Genomic DNA, 21,129 nt, shown 5'->3' on the forward strand with positions numbered 1-21,129 from the left:
AAAGTTTATTCCTAAACATATTATCATTAAAGTTTATTCCTAAACATATTATCATTAAATTTCATGTAAAATCATTAAATTACTATTCATATCACGAATTGGTCGCTTTTTGGCCGCCTGCTTGATATGTTTAAGCATTAACCTGCTAAAGTTTGGTATATTAACTATTTTTGTGCAAAACCTTTTATAATCTACTCACCTAAGCGAGATTCCAATAGCTTTCTCGTTTTTAAATCATAAATTTTATATTTCATTCCCCACATATGGTCTTTGGTCACTGTAACCTTACAATAATAAGGTATGGATGTGCCATAAGCATCAAGATCAGAAATCCCTTGAAACTCAAATTGTTCATCTGTATCAAGCACATTGATGGTTGTATCATTAGTGTGTCTTCCAAATGTTGATGATGTTATTTCTATACTACATTTTCCTTTAACAACTTCAAAATCTCTCGTTAATACAGATTTTAAACTTGGAATAGTAATCCATAAAAGAAAAATGCCAATTAGAAGGAGTCCAAAAAATTTTAAAATTGTCCATTCAAATTCTCTAAAGCTATACATAAGGATAAAATAAGACAATGAAACTATTACTAAAAATGCCCCTAAACCACATAAAAAATAATAAGATAAAATAATAAGCGCTCCTATCAACAAATAATTACTATATCTACGTAATTTAATCACAATAGTTTCAGCAGTATGTAAAAAATCATTATCAAAAATATTAACTTTATTCTAATGCTCAAAAACAAAAACATAGGAAGAATGTAGACTCCTATGTTTTCATTCGCATTATTTTTCAGTTTGTTGTTGCTTCTTTTTCAAATACTCCGCACGTATTTTTTCAAGTTGCTGCTTTTTATCAAATTTGGCAGGTTTATTTTTTTCGTGATACTTAGTAACAGCTACCTGACCTTTGGTATCCAATTGATATTTCCCCACTTTGATCACCTACTTTCTTTGTCTTTAAAGAGAATCTATTCAACAAATATAATATGCTTTTTTTGTTGAAGTAAACCTTGATACTTTATTAGCAGTAAAAAAGCGACCAATGTTAACCACTTTTTTTAAATGGTTACTTTTGGTCACTTATTAAAAATGTATGGCTATAAACGATTGCTACAATTAGTCTTGAATAGCTGCTTCAAGAGCAACTACCATCATATCGTTGAAAGTAGTTTGACGTTCCTCAGATGAAGTAGCTTCACCTGTTAGAAGGTGGTCAGATACTGTTAATACGAATAAAGCTTGATATGACTGGGTTTATGCCACTTTCAAAATCAAATTTTTCGATTTAATAAAACGTTGTTGTATAGCAATTGAAACTAAAAACAGGTGACATTTTGGTCACTTATGGTCACCTGTTTTCAATCCACTTTTTCCTATATTTTTCTTTACTCAAAGTATTTTTTGAAGCAACTTAAACAATATTGAATTTAAGAAAGGAGAGTATTTGATTGTTTTAGATTTAGATGGTACTCAATTAACCGATGAAAAAGTGATTTCTGATAAGACAAAGCGTACGAAGGGTTTGCGCCAATTCTTCACTCCAAACATTTGCACAATTTAAATACAAAGGAGTATTACAAATCGTTGTACTTTGTACAATTAACTTTCTAAGCTAAATTATATCCTATTTATATATCCTTTTTACATTATTGGGATGACAATAAAACTAATACTTTCAACGTTATAGAGTTTCATATAAAAAGAGAATCCTTTAATATTAGGATTCTCTTTGTTTATTATTTAAGCTACTGTTGCTATTGTCATCAAAATGGAGCCAATTATATTTATCCCATGAATACCAAGGGTTTCAGGGTTTTCTATAATAATACGACTTGACTAAACACGACTTTCTTCTCTGTTACTCTAAATTTCAAAGTAAAGTCCATTAGTATATACTTAAATCACGTAACACTTACTTAGTTTTTCTTAGAGGAGGGAAAATAACTTGAATAATATATTTCAAGAATTCATCGATGCATCAAATGAATTAGATGAATTGACTGCTGACGGATATTTTGGTGAAGAAATAAAATTGTTAGTTAATAAAAGGGATTCCATACAAACTGATGAATATCTTTTTGAAATATTAAAATCCTGGTACGAGGATAAGAATCAGTTTAACAAAGAGCGAGTTAAAGAACTTATTTTAATCTTTTTGAAATTGTATATTGAATCATATAAAGTTGGAAGACAAGAATCAATTGATATTATGACAGCATTTTTTATGGGGACAATTGAAAATCCTGAAATTGAGTGTATGTCAGCTTATACCGAACTTTCTATACTTTTTACAAATGACAAACAAATGATTGGAACTATTGATTCTTCAAAAATAGCAGACAAAAAACGCTTTGCTAACGCAATATCAAATACATATTCAAAAGGAGTTGAATTTATAGGTAAAACTTTGACTACTTGTATTGTACTTAAGAAGATAGCTAATAAAGAACCTTACAACTACTACAAAATTTATAATTTGACTCTATTTGATAAGGTTAAAGAATTTACTAAAGACGAAAATCCTAAACACAAAGTTTTGGTTTCTATAATAAATAGAAATTTAAGAAATTCTGAAGCCCATCTTAGCTTAAGATTCAATACAAAGGATAACGAGTATCTCTTAAAGAAAAAATCTAATGGTAAGATAAAGATTGATAGAATACCTGCTGATATAATGTTTAAAGAGCTATATATTGGCATTGGATTATATACTCAAGCATTTATCTATTCGGGAATTTTATTTACACTAGCTCATGACAATAAGGAATTATTTATTGAAAGCGTTAAAAGCATTTTTGAAAATGTGAAATAAATTTAGTGATTCTTTAGGCATACGATTAAATATAGTATGCCTTTGCCTTTCCGTTGATTATCTCTTCAAGCGTTTTCCGTCAAATGCCAAAAATAGATAATTAAAAATCATACCTATAATAACCCAATTAATAATTTTATTCGTAAAGACATGAAAAATTTGAAAAGTGTAAATATAAGGATTATCTCCTATATCAGAAATATAATTAGTAAAAGTTGTTCCTACAGGTAAAGTATTTGAAATAATTAGACTTAAATAATAACTATCTAAAAACCCTAGTTTGACACCTTTAAATACAGATAAAAATAAATTATACCCAAAAGCAAAAGCTATGTCTGGAGCGACAAAGGTAAAAAGAAGAGTTAAGAATGATAGAGATAAAATTCCTTTATTAAATAAACTTTGTTCTTGAACTACTTCTTTAATCTTTTTTAAAAGCGAATAGATATTTCTAAAAACATAAACAACAGTTATTAAAGAAAATAGCCAACAAGAACAAACTATTAAAATTATAGAATTGTTATATTTTGTGGTACTTAGCCATATCATCAATATAAAAATGACTACAAGGATTAAAAGAGCTTGCAACCACGGTATGAGTAATCTGTAAAAAGCCCAATCTGGCAAACTATTATAGTTTTTCTTGGAACTAGAATAATCAGAATAAATTAATATACTTAAAATAATAATAAAAAAAAGAATTAATTCAAAAACAAACAGTATCTTGTTTATTGAATACAAAGGATTTGATATAGCGAGTAAATACACAATAAGAGATTTAAAAAAGATGGTCCTCATAAAAGGTGGGATATTCAAGATATTCATTACGTCTACCTTACTTTCATAATAATGGATAAATGTGTCCTATGTCCTAGATAATAATCTCACCAATATCTAAAGATTTCAATATAAAAAAGTAAAGTAAATTTTCGTATTTAGCTACCTGAATCCCTCTTCAACTACTTACTATTGTTGATTTTTATCTCTTCAACAGCCCCCTCTTTAATATGTTCATCTTTCCAATTTTCTAAAACTTGATTCATTTTTAATGGATTCTAGAAACTTGATTTGATAATTGAATTATTTAGAAAGTTGATGATTATATCATTTTAAAATCTGATTTGGTAACAGATATTTCCTAAAACTTGACTTGAGAAAAACATGATGAAAAAGGATGAGAAAAGGCTGATGAAAAATTAGAGAGTGTTGTTTTTCTCAATAAGTGAGAAAAATAGGGTGAATATTATTAAGAATTGAGAAGAAATAAAAAACACACCACCGATGGATGTGTTCAACATGAAAAAATAAATCAATTATCATGATTCGATACACAAAAGAACATTGCCCAGTGATTGGTAATGTTCTTAATTATGCACTTCTATTAAAATTTATTTTCTCTTATTATTAACATAAATCCCTGCATTCTCATTACAATAAACAGTAGCCGTAACATTCTTTTCCTCTAAATACTTCATTAGCTTTTTAGTCTGTTCATTGTATTCAAACTTCTTATTATTTCCATTACCAATTTTAATCTCATTAAATGGAGGTATTAAATTACTAAGTAATTCATAGATTCCTTCTCTCTTTAGCTTTTTAGCATTGATATACCAATACAAAATCATTGATATATTTTGTTCTTTTTGATATGCCTTTATAATATCTCTTTCATTGTATAGTTCCAACAAAGAAGTATATCTTTCTTCTTTTATTAACCAGTTAAGAAATTCAGCACTTGGCTCAAATTTATTTTTATTATATAGTTTTTTAATTGAATCATTTCTTAAATTACTTTTTGTTAACATGTTAAATTCTTCTTGAGAAAAGTCACTATTATTAAATATTTCTTTCTCATTTTTCTCAACATACGAAAAAGCAAAGCTCTCTGAAATTTGTAATAACCCTCTAAAAATCTGAATATCCCAATAGTCTAATTCTTCAATTGCATTTTCAACAATAGAGTCTTCAATTTCCTCATCCATTAAAGTAAGGAAATATGAGGTATTAGCTTCTCTATCACTCCATTCTAGGTTTAATTCAGAGCTTAGAGGGATTGTCGCACAAGTCTCATCCAATACAAATTGTTCTGGTACTTTAGGAGAAATATGTTTAAAGTATGTTATTCTTTCTTCATCATTAAATTCTAATTTACTAATTAATTCCTCAGACCAAGGTAATAGACCTTCTGAGTTTAATTGTAGTAAATCATCCTTGATTTCATAGTATCCATAAACTTTTGTGGCTTCAAATAAATACTTTAATAATAATTCATCATCTTCAAATTGACTAATAAATCGATAAACCTCTATATCCCAAACTAATACATTTATAAGAGATGAAAGTTTATCATATAAATTTTTAACTGGATTTTCTAATAATTCGTGTGGTACTGTAATGTATCTTCCTGTATCTTTGAATATAATTTCCATCGCTTTACCATTCACAATTACAGAATTAAAGAACTCTTTTGTAATCAGATTGAAAGTATCATCTGAAATTTGATTTATTTCATTCTTATGTTCTAACAATTCATTCCAGTTCAATTTATTACTAAATACTGAATCTAAACTTACCTTTTCTTCTTCGTATTCATCATGGTTAATTAGAGAAATTACATTATTGATATTACATTTCATCCTATCTAAATCAATTAAATCTTTAACAGATTCTAATTTTGAAATATCTTCAATTCTATTGTAACTTTTTTTAATTAGTCCATATTTCAGCTTTTCATCTAATTCCTCACTATTAAGAAAACTGATTAGAGTTTCTTCGTCTTCAGTGTAGCTATCTAATTTCAAAATTACACTTTCAATAAACTCTTCAATATTCGCTTTTATATATTCATTAATTAAATCACTATCAAATACGTTTTTTATATTAACCTTTTCTATCAGATGTTGAATATTTATTAAGCTTATTTCGAAGTATTTATGTTTAGCTACATAATCTTTTCTTTCACCATCAAGAGAAGTAATATTATTAAATCTAATATTTAAGTCCGCTAACATTTGTTGAATTGCTTCTAAATTACAGTTGTCATAAATTTTCTGTGGTTCCATCTGTTCAATAAATTCTTTCATATTCTCTGTGTAAGGAATATCAATATCTCTATCAATAAATAACCAACTATTAATAATAGCATAAGCATAATTTTCTTTTCTTTCAGCATCTATATTAATAGCTATATCTTCCCAAACTTTAAACTCTAATTCATTCGCTTTAGAAATAAGAGCTCCCACTACATTAAATTTAACTTTATCAATCATAGATTCTACGAATCTTAAGTAATATTCTTTATCAATATTAGAATCAAAAAGAAGTTTCACGATGGCAATATACTTTTCCGAATTCATTAATCTATTTTCAATTAAAAATTCTAACAAATCATAATTAATCACACTTTGAGAAGACATCTCTTCCAGTTTTATTCTTTCCAATACCCTTCTTATATTTGTTAATCTTAAATATTCTTCTCCTACTAAGCCATTTCGAATGGTCTTTAAGAATTTATTATCATTTCTTGATAAACTACCTTCATAAAAATATGATAGATAATCCTCATAATTCTCATCTATCCAACCATTTCGAATTAAGAAATATATTAATTGGTCTTCATATTTAATAGAAGTTAAAACTTCTGAGTTAATCTCATTATTTTTAATTAATATTGATATTGATAAGTTTTCTATTACCTTCAACTTTTTCTCTAGTTCCTTTTGTTTCACTTTCAAACTATTTTGTGATTCCATTTCTTTAATAAATTTATAACGTTCTAAATAATTCATTTTTAAGGGTGCATCAAAATATTTTATTCCGTTCGATATATCACTTCTCCCATAAAAACTGTATTCAGCAATACTAAAATCCCCATTGATTCTTGAACAAGTTTCAAATAAACCTTGGAAAATGATAGCTGTATCAGAAGAACGTTCGATAGTGTTAACAATTTCCCCATTTTTAATAACTTCAATTTTATTTATATGAGAGCTCGATTTATTCTCTATAAATGTTTCTTGATTAAATAAAATTTCAATTTCATTAGAGTTATAAGTTTCTGTAATATTCACATTATCAATATTTTTTTGTAGTATTTCGATATTTTTATTTATTTCTTCTTTGATAGAATCCTTAATATTTAGGATACTATAAACTTTTCCTTTATTATTTAATAGCTCTGAATAATCCCCTGGATAAATATTCTTATAAACAACGAAAGCTAATAATTTATCTAATGTAATTCCATTATTCACCAATGCGTCTTTATAAACTTTAAATTCATTACAAATATTTTTCAAAATTCTCATATCGTTAATGAAAAGTGCTATATCTTCGAGAAAATCTCTTGTTAAACCTGTAAGGTTTTCTTCACTTCTTAGTTCAGATTTTAATTTATCTAATAAAATACTTTCAGCATTAGAAGTGTGTACCACTTTAATAGTAGGAATAATAAAATCGAAAAACTTTGTTCTATTGTAAATTTCGTGAGAACCATCACTATTAGTAAACAAATCATCTTTCAAAGCATATATAAATACAATATCTTGGCCTGATAGCTGCTTAGTATTATTCAAAATAATGTTTAAGCTTTTTAGCCTTTCGTATATTCCAATATTTTCAAACCTATCTAAATCTTCAAATATAACGTACTTGTAATTAGATTGTTTAAAAAAGTAGATAATTTCATCCAAATATCTATTAAAAACAGTGTTATTATCCTTTGTAACTACCTCGATTGATGTACTTCCAAATCCAAACTTACTTAATCCTAACTTTTGGAAAATCAAAATAATAATATATATGAAATATGTATATGATGCAGCTAGAGTTATTACTATAAGCACTATTATTGCTGTATAGTTTAGGTCACCCGAAGTAAACTTACTATATGCTTTAGGTAACCAATTAAATTTAAACATAGAATAAGTTATTAAACTCATAATGAGTGTAAAAAGGACAGTAGCAAGTGTTTTATACTTATCTAAATCAAATATTCTTGTAAATTTAGAAAACGGTATTTTATTTGGTTCAATTTTATAGAACAACTGTTGGAGTACCTGCTGCTCAAGGATATTTTCAAGAGGAATAGCTTTATCTTGACTTTCTTGATTTTTGCTATCATCTTCTATGTTATCTTTATTAAAAGTCGCTATCGATATTTTTACGGTCTTATCTTCAATTCCTTCTTTTTTAATAAACGTGTCAATTAGACTACTTTTACCAGCTCCATAAGGGCCAGTGATAGCTATGTTTTTATTATTTTCATTAGTAATTGCCCAATGCATAGCGTCTAAAAAGGGTTTCTTATTATCATCATTCTCATCAATATTGGGCACTAAACTTTCAAATTCCAATTAGAACACCTCCAAGTTGTTCATGATTCATCACACTTGAAATATTTTCACTTATAATTATAGCAGTTACTTGGAATAATTGGATTTTTATTAAACCAAATTAATCAGAAATATAAAAAGCAATTACTCTTAGTAGAAATAATTGCTTCTATAAATCAAATATAATCTTCTATTAGTATTTTTGAGTTTCTTCTATTATATATAATTCATTAATTATAAGTTTAGATTCATGTAAACGTTGTCCAAATTTTCTTGGGTGATGCCCAGATAATTTCTAGTGCTTGAAATACTATTATGGTTGAGCGCGGACATAATTAAAGCTAGAGAAACCCCACTTTTGTATGCCCAATATCCCCATGTCTTCCTCATACTATGAGTACTGATTGGTTCTTTAATTCCAACAAAATCACCTCCACGAGATAAAATTAGAGCTGCGTGTTGTCGGGTAATTGGTTTATCTCCTTTTCTGCTGCAAAATAGATAGTCATCTTCTTCTGCTTTGTATTCTTTAACATATTCCTTGATTGCCTTACTTAAATTCTCGGTTATTGGAAACCGTTTATACTTACCAGTTTTCTTTTCATTTAAGTAAATGAATTCCTTTGGCTTTTTGCCATCCCAAACATCTTTAACCTTTAATTTTAAAATATCACTGATTCTTAATGCACTTGAAATGCCAACCATAAACATTAGGTAGTCTCTTTTACTTTTTTCTCTTAAATACATTTTCAATAGTTCTAGCTGCTTTTTATCTTTTATTGGGCTTACAACGTTCATTTTCTTCTCACTCCAATAATATGACATATTATAAATATACAATACACTATGTCATATTCAGTCTCCAGTGTTTATAATGATTTTTTGGAAACGTTGATATATCAACAATTAGCATATGACAAAATGACATTGTGTCATATTCAGAAGGAGAAGAAAAAAGCAGCAATAAAATTACTATCAAACTTCGCATAGTATATATTCCAGTGTAAAAAAATGTATAATTAAATATGAAGGGATTGAAGGAAAATGAACAAATCATCAATAAATTCTAATTTAAATAATAGTTTTGTTACAGCCAAAGAAAAATAAATAATATGTTATTTACTTAAACTTAGGTAACATTGTTTACCTATCGTAATACTCCAACTTTTTCTTATTCGTGAATATATTAATTGAATATGAATAATTGCTATTGGAAGAACTTGAAGGGGAGTATACGGGCATTATTAATTTTAGAGTACCTCAAGCGTTTGTTACAAGTTTACCTTTTCAAACATAAAAATAGAGTATCATCGAGAATAGCGAAAAATCCAATAGAATAAAAAAACAACTGCTAATCATTAGCAATTGCATTATTTTTATATTTCCTTTAATCGTTATAAAAACTATACTCTGATTCTTTCCATTTTGATTATCTTGTATTTGATAATTAATACGTTCACTACTTTAATACGCTTAAGATAACCTGAGCCATTGCATCACTTCTAGGAGTAAACGAAATTTTTATCATTTCTCCATCCTCGAATAACTCCAATTTAAGCTTTAGACGAGGTACATTTTTAGTGAAAGTAATTCAAATATTATTTCTTTATCTATATTATTCTTTATCGTGCTAATACACGCCTAATATTTGAGTTGTATCGGAAAAATCGAATGTTTGCTTAATGTAAGTGTGTGGTTTCCATTATCACCAAGCAATCTAACCCTTCCACTAGCACACCAGAAAAAGCGAGGTTCCTGTTTATTACAGAAAAGCTACCCTATCCTTTAAGAAGAAATAACTTTTGAAAAAGAGAAATCCTCACTACAATTGCTCCCAAGTTGCAAGAACTTCATAAATAGAACGAACCCTTTTTAAATTCTCCTTGTTGGTATGCTACAATTACCGCTTGCATACGAGGTTCTTCTATACCTCCTTCAATAAATTCGGATTTACGTTCCTCGATTTTTTTGCACCTCGGTTTTTATAATTAATTTCAAAATTGAATCCTATTTCATTTAGTTTATTTATTCTCTCATCTGATAACTTACCTTTCCTATAAAACTTTCTCTGATTCGAAACCCAGATTGCAAGTGACGAATCATTTTTTTTCCTTGGGTTTCTTCTCACATTACAATGACCATACTGTTTTCTAAATTCTATCAACTGTTCATACATCATATTCCATCTTTGATTTTTAAGATTATCCCAATTAAATCCAATACCCTCTAATAACTCAATTTGTTTTTTTGATAATTCCCCATCTTTATATAGCTTCCTCATATTAAGAACCCATTCATACAAACTAAATTCTTTTACTTCATTAAAACCTTTAGGAACATTTGTTGTTCCGGATTTTTTGTGATATTTTTCTAATTCCTTAAACCTAAGTAACCATTGTTCCTCGCGTCCCCATTCAAAGCTTATTTCATTTAACTTATCTACTCTTCCTTTTTCAAGAATTCCTTTTTTATAAAATTTTCTTTGAGTAACAACCCAAAATGCAAGCTGTTTATTATCATAGTCACGTTTTACCATACAGTGACCATTTATTTTATAAAACTCTTTAAGCTGTTCATATCTGTATTCCCACGCATTTTTTAACATTAACTCAATGTCTTTGAAAAATTCTAATTCCTCTTTTGTTTCGTCAAATATTGTAAACTCTGGACAGTTTTCTTCTAAACCTAGTTCAAATCTCTTTCTTCTTTCATTTTCTTTTGATTTATTTAAATCGGAAATAAAGTCTCCCGCACAAATGTTATTAAAGTTATTAACTAAATCCAATATAAGCGGTTTTTTATCACCATTTCCTGTTTGAATTGCTCTACCTATTTGCTGATAAAACACCCTTGGGGAAGTAGTACTACGAAGTAATATTACACCAGATATATCATCTATATGCAGACCCTCATTTAACATATCAATAGCAAATAATATGTGTATTTCATTTTTATTACTTGCTAACCTAAAGTTATTTAATTCATCTTCATTTTGTTTATCGCCACTTACTACTCGATACTCTTTTACCCTTTTATTAGGTTTTGCCACCGTAAACCACTTTTTTACTAACCATTCTATATTGCTTAGATGCTTTTTACTTTCACAAAAAACAATAAATTTATTATCATCCTTCTTAATATATTTGTTGATAATAATTGGAATACCTTTACATTTCTCCCAATTTCCCTTAAGCCCAGACAACTTCAATAAAAGATTATCTTTTTCTAAATCATCACTGGATGTAATCTTATCATTTAGTTTATTTAGTTCATTATCAATTGTATAAAGTGCAGAAACATATCTAGGCATTGGTAGTATATTTTTTGCTATTGAATCAGCTAAACTTAATCTGGACGAAACATTACCAGCAAATAATTCATCAGACATATCTTTATTCCCATCTAAATACCTTATCGGAGTAGCTGTTGTTCCTAATAGTAACGAATCATAATTATTATTTAATAATTTTTGAACACCTTTACCCCATTCTTTAGCACCACACCTGTGATATTCATCTAAGACTATAAAATCAAATTTAAAGTTTTCAATTTTTCCTTCTGAAAATCTTGCAAGTTTTGCATATGTCATCATTTTTGTATTTTGGAATAACCACATACTTTTTGACTTTATTTGCTTAAGAATATATTTTGATGGTGCTAAAACTAAACATTTTTTATCAATAAAATCACACAAAAATTTCCTTATAATATAACTCTTTCCTGTTCCTGTGGCCTGGACAACTGCCACCTTATTGGAATGTTTAAAAAGTTCCTTAGATTTATTATATGCTCTTTTATTATGAGCTAATAACTCAATCTCTGGTTCGCTTCTTCTATGCTTACTATAATATTTATCAATTAAACCTTCTATATAGCCCCAATTTTCTAAACGCAAATTACATTCTTCTAATTTATTCGCATTTTTAACAAACCCTTCCATAGATACCAATATATAACTATTACACTTATACTTTATTTTAGATTTCTCTTCAAACTTTAATAACTCATTTCTCGTATCATCAAACGTTAAACGTCTTGCATGGTTCTTTGCTTGAACTATAATAGAAATGGTGTCTGGGGTTCTGGGATGAGATAGTAAAATATCTGCTCCTGTGTCACCTTTAGAACCGTTTCTAAAAGCTAGCCAACCATTACCGATATATAATTCTTTAAGAAACTCTTCAAAAACTAACCCCTTTTTATTATTTGGAATCTGTTGAAGTAATGATTTTATTTTTGCTTTATCTTTATTAATAGCTAATCTTTTCAATTCTTTTACATATTCATCAATCATAGAATCATTCCCTCTCCCCTCATAGAATATTCTTTCACAATCACTATGGCCTATTCGTGGAAAACAATGGTTATATTTCCTCTATTGTGGTAGCGAATTTAATTAATAAAAGCCATAGATAAATGCAGAGAGATAAAGCCACAATCCGGTATCGCGGCTTTATCTCCTTGTTAAGACTATTATTTTTTTCAGTAAACTTCGATTAAATCAGTGGGGGTGAAAAGGAATGTTGCTGTGAATGAAATCAAAGTTTTATTAATAAGAATGAGGAAATGAATATTGGACTACTTTGTAAAAGGCCGACTATTTTTAAAAATAAGTTTTGAGCAACTTGTAAGTCAATAATATCAAGCCTAATAGAAAGGTGCAGAACTCATAAGTTTTGAGCAAAAGAAGAAATTGATGCCAGAAAACACTTCGAGAAGGAAACAAAAAAGAAAAAGAACGATAGCAAAGCTATCGTTCTAAATGGATATTATTTCTGTTATTTGAAATAGATTTACGTACACTATTCCTTTTCTCTTTAATAACCTTTTATATTGAGTTTCTTCTATTATAAGGAACATTTCCTAAAATTTTGATATTGTATTATCCAGCCAATAGATAATTGAATAAGTGAAATTTACTTATTGTTAACCTTGGTATTATCTATTTCACTATTAATAAGGTGTTTTAAATCTGTAATTATTTCTAATAGTCTCTTTAAAAAATCGCTTAGGGTTAATTTAAAATTGTATAGACTATCTTGTGCATCTCTTGCTAGTTCATCTATGATTTCCCGTGCCTTTTGAGCAATCTCTGTTACTATATCATCTAATGTGTCTTCATTAATATATATAGCATTATCTGATATTTCATGGTCTATATATCTTTGTTCATCAAACTCCACAAGTTCAATAACTTCATCATCAATCGTATATTCTTCAAATTCTTCCTTCAACTCTTCTAAATTATCTATTATATTGACGGTCTCGTAATCATCGTCATTTTCACTTAATTCACTTATTAAATTAGTAATAGCATCTAAAATTTCTTCTTTTAATTCTTCAAAAAGTTCGATACTTTTAATATCGAATTTCATTTCTGCTCCCATATATATATCTTCTATCGTATTCCCATGAATTTCCCATATACCCCAAATATCCTCACTAACTTGAGTTATAAATATTTCTAGGTCTCTCGCTAAAATAATAATTGGAATAATATTTGCTTCATAATACGGAGTAGCTATATCAGGAGTTTCTTCGTCAATTATAGCTTTAATTGAGTTTATCATATTCATATCTTGTGTAATCATACCCGCTTCAAAATTCTTATTTGACTCTATAGAAAAATTAGCAGAACCAATATATGCTATATTATTAGTCATTATTATTTTTGAATGATTTTCAAACATGAACCTAGCTTCAAATTTACTATTAAAATTATCAAAATTTAACTTCTCTAAGTAATTTACTATTGCATTAGATGCTTTATTTTTAGCCCAACTAGCATAATATGAATCGAATCTTGAAGGAATGTTAGTGAAAAACTTAATTTCAGTATCTAAATCAGCTTCATTCAATTTATCCAATAGTGTTTCATCTTTAGGAGAGATATTATATGTTAAAACATATATAAATTGTGCATGTTCAAAATCATCTAATACCTCTTGGTATCCAATTTCATCTTTAGTCGCTACAAATTTACATAATCCATATTCGGTTTCTCTTTTCAAAAATCATCCATCTCCTTTTGCTATATTACTTCTATAAAACAAAAACATGCCAGAGAATTTTTTCTATGATTAGGATAACATAATATCCCAATAAAATAATCTTTTTGTATTGGTGAGAAGGAACAAAAAGAACCTATCCAACTATTATTAGTTAGATAGGTCAATATATTAATTTAATGGTGTACTTCTCTTCTCTTTACCATCCATAATCCGGTGGTGGTCCTTCTGGGGTCACGTCCACAGTGCGAACATCATCGTATAGGTTACCTTGTATTGCCACTTTTTCATAGGATGTATTACAGTATTCTTCTTCTCCACTAGCTCCCTCGAAAATTTTAGGGTCAACATAATTGCGGAAGAATATTTTATAAATTCCATCCGGAGTATTAATACTGGTATATAACTGATATGGGTCTTTCCCTACTGCATACTCTTTCGTTGGCGCGGAATCACCATTCTGAGTTTTCTGCTTGCCACCTGCATTTTTAGTGGCGAGTGGAACAAAAAATTCTTTCGATACATTGTATTTTGTCAATGTATTATTGCAATCTCCATATTGCGTCTTGCTCTTACTTGTATTAACAACACGTTCTTCTCTATTTTTATCAATCTGAGCGGGAGTTTCAATTTTACCTAGATTATTTTTTAGTTCCCCGCCTTTTGTACGGCTACCTCGTGCCACAAATTTATTTTTGTCACTTTTACCTGTCATGTAGTTATACATTTTATCAACAGTGGATTCCGCTTTTGCGTAACTTGCAAAGCTCTCAGCAGTTATGCGAATATGAATACCACTGTACATCTCTATACTTCTTCCGGAACGTATTACTCTCCCCAACTTTTTAATACCGGGTACTTTATGGTTAGTAATCCGTGTGTTAATTACATGGTCACCGGAAAATTGTGGAGTACCTGTTGCTCGTAGGGTATCTTTTTTTCCAACATCTATTGAATCGATATCACTCTTGTACTTATCATGCCCATGGAAGTTTGATGACCATAAACCAGTTAAAGTAGTATATTTAGCTTTGTGTGTCGCTACCTCGGTCGCATTATTTAGTGTAACTGTATATGTATTACACACTAATGTATCGCTATCGTCTTGCATTTCTAATCGTCCATAACTTTTTGTCGTTCCGAAAAATGATTTGATACAAGTTCCGTCACAATCGTTTGCTGGGTCGCCATCTACTTTTATTTTAGTAGTGACTGAATTATCACTATAGGTGTTTTCGTAAAACGCGTCTCCTTGCTCTGGATTAAAGTTAGCATAAATTTCTAAATCCTGACCCACGTATTTGTCGTCTATCATATAACTATCAAATAATGGGATTTCTCTAATTTCTCCCGGTCTCCATTTTGGAAGTGCCTTGAGTGATAACCCTGAATACATTACGTGTCCACTACCCTCACTAACGACAAATTCAGCTGGTATCCCAGTCCCTGTGTCGACGTAATGTGACATCGTATTTTTAACTAACAGAGTAGCTTCGATGATTTTACCTATCTTTTTGGTTTTGATTTCTATTGCTTTAAAATTGGCATTGGATTTGTATGAGAGTCGGAAACCATCATAGTTACTGCCGTTATGCCATTCGTAAACTTGTCCGTCAGTGAGTTCAGTGGGTGGAACAGTTACGTGGAAATGGTCAATCCTATCTATAGGGTCTTTATACTTGAGCTGAATATGGTTCGCGTGCATGTTACTTATTCCGTACTTAGGTCTTAAATAGCAACCTCTATGTTTTTGTTGCTTATTTAGTGCGATGACTTCATCATCAGCATATTTGTCATAAATAAGGTCGGCCCATTCTTTTCGGATTTCTTGCCCACTTTTATTTTGCAATTCTTTTACTTTACCCGATTTTGCAGATGCTAATCCAGTATAATAAGTTTTTACTCCAATATTGTAATTAAATTGTGCTGAACCGTTTTTTACTAAATTATTAGCTGTTGGGATACTACCTGGATTGTCAGTCGGTCTGTCTAAAACCTTTCTTGCAAGTAGCGTACCATCAGTACAAATATCGTATGATACCTTTGGGTTATGTGTAGGTTCTGTTGCTGTGTACTCTACTCCTATGTATCTTCTTTGTTTTCCCACATAATCGTTAATTTGCAACTGAGCAGCATCTGTTACATCTCCATAAAAAATCGTCCTGAAATTATCTGCATCATACTGATTGAATTGCACAGATGTATTGTTATGTCCCTTCAAATTTTTAGTTTGTGTGAATACCCCTTGATATTTTTTTTGTAAGTATTTAAAAGCATTCTTTCCATTCAATTCGTCATCATTAAAGTTAAATCCGTTTTCTACCATACTGCCTTTGTTATATGTATTTTTGTCTATAACAGTACCATCTTCAAACGTCTCATAATCATTGGCTGCGTGAACGACCGAAAAAGAGAAGGAGGAGAATGAAATCCCAATGAATAATAATCCTACTGACAGCTTAAATAAATCTTTAAATTTTACCATCCTACAGCCACCTCCATACCGTTGTAACCAATAGAGTATGGCTTTTTGTAATCGTTCTCGGTCATTTTTCCGTTTTTGTACTTCTCGTACATATTAAAGTATTCATTTTTACTTATTGGCATGCCGAATGCTTTTGCTATGCTATAACAATTAGTAGTATGTTTGTCTATGTAATTAGTATTAAAATTGATTATGTAATGCAAATTTTTATTTTTAACTTCTTTCGCCGTACCAGTTAAACGCATTACAGTTACTACTGTACCTTTAATAGTACCTTTATTATTTGTTTTATATGCAAATGCAACAGAATCACCTTGTAAATCTGTAGGGCTATTAACAATCAGAATATTATTACCTTTTATATATTTATGTAATACATCGGTTTCTTTTGTAATTTTATTTTGTGTCAGCTTAGGCGAATCTTTTGCATACTTACTGTAGATTGGTTTTATGTTCTTATTTAAATCTTTGGTACTTCTCTTACTATTTATTGGTTTGGTGCCAATGGCTCCTTTAGGAATTTTACCACCTACGTCATCTAATACGTATTCCTTTCCTTTTTCTTTGCTTACATCATAAGCGTATTTTTCTTTCTTCTTTTTCTTCTCTTCTGCTTTTTTTACTCTTTCATCTTGTGCGTCTTGTGCTTCTTTAGCTTCTTCTGCTAACATCTTATCGTACTCACTATCTGTATCGTTGTGATGGTAGTTAGTGCCTCCTTTGATTTGTGAAGTGTTTACGCTAACGTGATTTTTGGTTTTATTATCATGATTAATAGCTTTGAAAATGGCGATAATTCCAAAAATTAAAAACGCAATCAAAATAAAAAGAGCAGAAATGACTATCGCTACTCTTTTTTTATTCATCAGTTATCCTCTCCTTCTCATCATTTTTTATTGAAACTTTTTAGGTAATATATAAGCAAATAAATAATAACAATCTACAGCGTATCCATGGAATGAACTTTTATTGTAAAAGCCACCAGTAAATGCTTTGTACCAAGCTTTTTCGGTGTCTACATGCGGTAACACATTTAAGGCATAAGCTATCTTTACTTTGGCTTTAAGCGGTGAACTTTTGCTAGGTGCGGCTAATCCCAGAGTCCCTTTGTTATCTAAATAATAATAAGTTTCTGGTTCTAATGTATCAATTACCTTTTCACCATTATCTGGAATAATATATAGTGATGTTATCTTTAGGTCATCCCTATAAACTGCCACATAGCGAAACTTTTTACTATAGGTCTTACTCTTAGTTAATGTAGTAATAATTTTCTTCTGTTCGCTTGTCAATTTTGCACGGCTATCAACATGGTTTCCGCTTGTTGTGTACATTACTTTTTCGTAGCTACTAGCCACACGTACGGCTACACCGGCATAACTAACTTTATCAGTCTTGGTCCAATTAACTCTATAAACTTTATAAAATTTACCATTTTTAACATAGTCATTACCACTAACGTAAGTATATTTAGTAATCTTTGCACCCTCTACAATCGGATGTTCTTCTTCAAGCTTGTCCATCATTGCTTCGACTTTAGCATTCTCAGCTAATTCTTGTTTTGCCTTTTCACTCAATTCGAAATTATTATTATTTGTAGCAGCCTTAGCATCTACTGGATTGAAAAAAGCATATGAGCCACTAACTAATAATGCACCTACTATTGTATTTTTAATTATATTTTTTAGTTTATTCATTATTTTAAAACCTCCCGAATGATATATTAGTAGCAGTTATCTAACTTATTATTAGTGTACTATATTACTCATTATTTTACCAGTATTTCCTAATAAAATTACTTACTTACTAATTACTTATATATGTTTGCATGTTCAACTTCTTTTTCCTTTTCCGCCTCTAAAATCTGGTCCATCTTATCTTGTATTACTCTGTAGCGTATTTTGCTGATGTTATAGTGTTTATGTCGCCAATTGTAAATCGATACCCTAGACACACCCAGTAGTCTTGCCACCTCATCAACCGTATAGCAATACAATAGGTAATCGATTTGACGGTTGACTTTATCTGTTAGTGATTCATTACTTTGCAATTATTACACCTCCCTTGAATCTTTCTTTTATATCTACTGTACTTTAGAAACTTCACCAAACTTGTACACTTATTTTATTGGATTACTTCTCATTTTTGGAACACATTAAAAAGAGAAGTACTAGAATTAACTAGCCTTCTCACTATTGGCATCAATATAAGGTATCAACATCCCCATCGCGTAGAGCGTATAAATAATATGTTGTATGTTTTCGCGAGTTAAGTCTTTTTCATAAACCACATACTTAACCTCAAAAAAAGTCGACATTCTATTTACTAAAAAAGAAAAATGGAATACTGTAAAAAGAAAACAAAAAGAGAAGGAACAAAATGAATCGTCTAGCATTTAGACTCATTCTGTTCCTTCTCTCTTTTATTATATCCTCGTGTGCGAACCTTAGTACCATTTAATTGTAATGGATAACCTACTATATAGTAATCATTACCATTCTAGCCAATGGTGCTTATATTATAGTTAGATATACGTTTGTCGTAGTATTCGATGCGTCTGCCAAATTTGTAATAGATGCTAGTACCGTCTATCTTGTAAATACCTCTTTCACCTTTTATTAGTTTTCCTTCGCTTAGGATTTCTCGGTCGAGGTATTCATAAAGAGAAGCTACTTCTCCTAATTTTCCTGTGATTTTAGATAATTGATTTGCTCTAAATTCGCATTCTCTATCTTCTACTTCTTCCTCACCCAATTTGAATCCAGCTACATTACCAATCTGCAATAAGTGGTAGTATATCTTACCGAGTGCCCTATCTGCTGATTTTAAATACACCCTGTACCACCTCCCCGAACAATTAATGGATTATCCCAATCACATGAATCCTCTACTTTGATAAGTTGTTTCTTACCGTTTATATCTAAGCATAAGTGCGGATAAGGTGCGTCTTTATTACAGTGCGTGTGTACTCAGCAAGAAAGAAGTAGAAGAATCCATACCGGATTACAGTGGGATTATCGATGTAGTTGAGTATGAGATGATTTGGAAAATCAATTGTTGCTACTTAAATGATAGAGGTTGGTTTTACGACAATGAGATTGATGGAATGTCCATTATAATATTTATTATAACCGGTATTAATAATTGAATTCATTTATCCTTAGTATGCTATGATTATACAAGCTTCTCCAATGTTCTTTAAATAGTATTATAATAAATTACTTCAAGGAGGTCTTTCAGCCTGTGAATAATTATATAGTTCCCCAATTAGATAGGTATTTAAAATACCAAGAAGGTTTAAATAAATTGTTGAAATCGCCATTCAATGATATTATTGAGCGCCAAAACAAAATGCAAGAAATGATGAAGTCCCCATTAGATGCTATAATTGAGCGCCAAAATTATATGCAGGAAATAATGAGGTCCCCATTGGATGATATCATTGAACAACAAAACAAAATGCAAGAATTGTTGAGGTCCCCTTTTGATGATATTGTTAAACAGCAAACGCAAATACAAAGAATGTTAGACTCTTCATTTACTAATATTCTTAGACGAAATCAAATTGCTTTAAGCAAAAATACTTCTAAGATTCATAGTCAATTTAACAATTTGAAATCAATGGAACACCTATCTAGTATTTATAATCAACTTGATACAATTAAAATTACAGAGCTTATTGAAATTTTTGATGAAGTGAGTAATAAGGAAGATTCATATAACACTAAACAAAGCGGAATAAGCGAAGTCAATGCTACGCTTACAGTAAATTCCTCTGTTCATTTAAAAGACTTAACAGTTGATGAATTTTTTGAAATTGTAGATACAAAATTAAAACAAAATGATACAAAACAACAAGGCTTTTTCAAGAAATTAATTAAAGATATGTTGAACGGTTTAAGTGCAAGTGTAGTTTATACAATTTTAAGTATGTTGCTTATTCCCCTATATATTACAGTTGTTAATCTCCAACAGGAGAATCATTTCCAAATTCGAGACGCTATCCAAGAGTACATAGCAACAACAAAGGAATATGCTGTTGATAAACTCGAAATAAAAAAATATATAAAAGAAAAAGGAATTGATGAATACAATTATATTAATCATATAGGGTTGATAAGAGCAGAGACATTTATAAGGGAGGGTAAATCTAAAAATGCACCAATTGCATACCCAAATAAATTAAAAACTAATTCCGCTGTTAGTGTACACGAGAAAAAAGGAAAGTGGCTTAAAATCCAGCTTGTTCAGGATAACGAATATATTGAAGGCTGGGTTGAAAAATCTAAAGTGGTGAAGTTTAAAAAAGAGAAATAACTCTATAATATCAGCAACCTACCTCCAATTTGTTGCTGCTCCCTTAAAATTCTTTCTATACCTTAATACAATCCATAAATTCGTTGCTCCGGAACATCATTGAAAAGAAAAGGGCGCCTTCTATTAAAGATAGGCGCCCAATTACTGAAGAGTATGATAG

Annotated in this window: 14 protein-coding genes and 1 pseudogene; 2 read left to right on the plus strand and 13 right to left on the minus strand. The window is 29.7% G+C overall.

What is annotated here, in order from left to right:
• Positions 1 to 191: 191 nt before the first annotated feature.
• The 3 genes and pseudogenes from AC6CHJ_RS08655 to AC6CHJ_RS08665 form a co-directional block, all read right to left on the minus strand.
• Entirely contained in the window at positions 192 to 689 is a 498-nt protein-coding gene (locus AC6CHJ_RS08655) for a hypothetical protein (RefSeq protein ID WP_498288102.1), read from the minus strand.
• A gap of 108 nt (positions 690 to 797) precedes the next feature.
• Complete coding sequence (locus AC6CHJ_RS08660; RefSeq protein WP_184117462.1) at positions 798 to 947, minus strand: hypothetical protein; 150 nt, start codon at positions 945 to 947, stop codon at positions 798 to 800.
• Positions 948 to 1,130: 183 nt separating this feature from the next.
• Positions 1,131 to 1,256: pseudogene (locus tag AC6CHJ_RS08665) on the minus strand (purine-nucleoside phosphorylase); the annotation flags it as partial.
• Between the two features lie 703 nt (positions 1,257 to 1,959).
• Here AC6CHJ_RS08665 and AC6CHJ_RS08670 point away from each other — a divergent pair.
• The gene (locus AC6CHJ_RS08670) at positions 1,960 to 2,826 is read left to right on the plus strand and encodes a hypothetical protein (protein WP_498288104.1); all 867 of its coding nucleotides are present in this window, start codon (positions 1,960 to 1,962) and stop codon (positions 2,824 to 2,826) included.
• A 57-nt stretch (positions 2,827 to 2,883) separates the two neighbouring features.
• Here AC6CHJ_RS08670 and AC6CHJ_RS08675 read toward each other — a convergent pair whose 3' ends face one another.
• The 10 genes from AC6CHJ_RS08675 to AC6CHJ_RS08720 form a co-directional block, all read right to left on the minus strand.
• Entirely contained in the window at positions 2,884 to 3,651 is a 768-nt protein-coding gene (locus AC6CHJ_RS08675; RefSeq protein ID WP_498288106.1) for a hypothetical protein, read from the minus strand.
• A gap of 563 nt (positions 3,652 to 4,214) precedes the next feature.
• Entirely contained in the window at positions 4,215 to 8,180 is a 3,966-nt protein-coding gene (locus AC6CHJ_RS08680) for a YobI family P-loop NTPase (protein ID WP_498288108.1), read from the minus strand.
• Between the two features lie 213 nt (positions 8,181 to 8,393).
• Entirely contained in the window at positions 8,394 to 8,957 is a 564-nt protein-coding gene (locus AC6CHJ_RS08685; RefSeq protein ID WP_498288110.1) for a site-specific integrase, read from the minus strand.
• Positions 8,958 to 10,083: 1,126 nt separating this feature from the next.
• Positions 10,084 to 12,453, minus strand: coding sequence for a Helicase associated domain protein (locus tag AC6CHJ_RS08690; RefSeq protein ID WP_498288112.1), 2,370 nt, complete (start codon positions 12,451 to 12,453; stop codon positions 10,084 to 10,086).
• A gap of 622 nt (positions 12,454 to 13,075) precedes the next feature.
• The gene (locus AC6CHJ_RS08695) at positions 13,076 to 14,170 is read right to left on the minus strand and encodes a hypothetical protein (protein WP_498288114.1); all 1,095 of its coding nucleotides are present in this window, start codon (positions 14,168 to 14,170) and stop codon (positions 13,076 to 13,078) included.
• A 196-nt stretch (positions 14,171 to 14,366) separates the two neighbouring features.
• On the minus strand, positions 14,367 to 16,652 hold the full coding sequence (locus AC6CHJ_RS08700) for a hypothetical protein (RefSeq protein ID WP_498288116.1): 2,286 nt from the start codon (positions 16,650 to 16,652) through the stop codon (positions 14,367 to 14,369).
• Positions 16,646 to 17,518, minus strand: coding sequence for a hypothetical protein (locus AC6CHJ_RS08705; RefSeq protein ID WP_498288118.1), 873 nt, complete (start codon positions 17,516 to 17,518; stop codon positions 16,646 to 16,648). Before AC6CHJ_RS08705 ends, AC6CHJ_RS08700 begins: the two co-directional genes overlap by 7 nt.
• A 27-nt stretch (positions 17,519 to 17,545) precedes the next feature.
• Positions 17,546 to 18,349, minus strand: coding sequence for a hypothetical protein (locus AC6CHJ_RS08710; RefSeq protein WP_498288120.1), 804 nt, complete (start codon positions 18,347 to 18,349; stop codon positions 17,546 to 17,548).
• A gap of 113 nt (positions 18,350 to 18,462) precedes the next feature.
• Complete coding sequence (locus tag AC6CHJ_RS08715) at positions 18,463 to 18,702, minus strand: helix-turn-helix domain-containing protein (RefSeq protein WP_498288122.1); 240 nt, start codon at positions 18,700 to 18,702, stop codon at positions 18,463 to 18,465.
• A 449-nt stretch (positions 18,703 to 19,151) separates the two neighbouring features.
• On the minus strand, positions 19,152 to 19,487 hold the full coding sequence (locus tag AC6CHJ_RS08720; RefSeq protein WP_498288124.1) for a hypothetical protein: 336 nt from the start codon (positions 19,485 to 19,487) through the stop codon (positions 19,152 to 19,154).
• Positions 19,488 to 19,895: 408 nt separating this feature from the next.
• Between AC6CHJ_RS08720 and AC6CHJ_RS08725 the strand changes: the two genes are divergently transcribed.
• The gene (locus AC6CHJ_RS08725) at positions 19,896 to 20,969 is read left to right on the plus strand and encodes an SH3 domain-containing protein (protein WP_498288126.1); all 1,074 of its coding nucleotides are present in this window, start codon (positions 19,896 to 19,898) and stop codon (positions 20,967 to 20,969) included.
• Positions 20,970 to 21,129 lie beyond the last annotated feature (160 nt).

The organism is Rummeliibacillus sp. GQ308, from assembly GCF_059759115.1.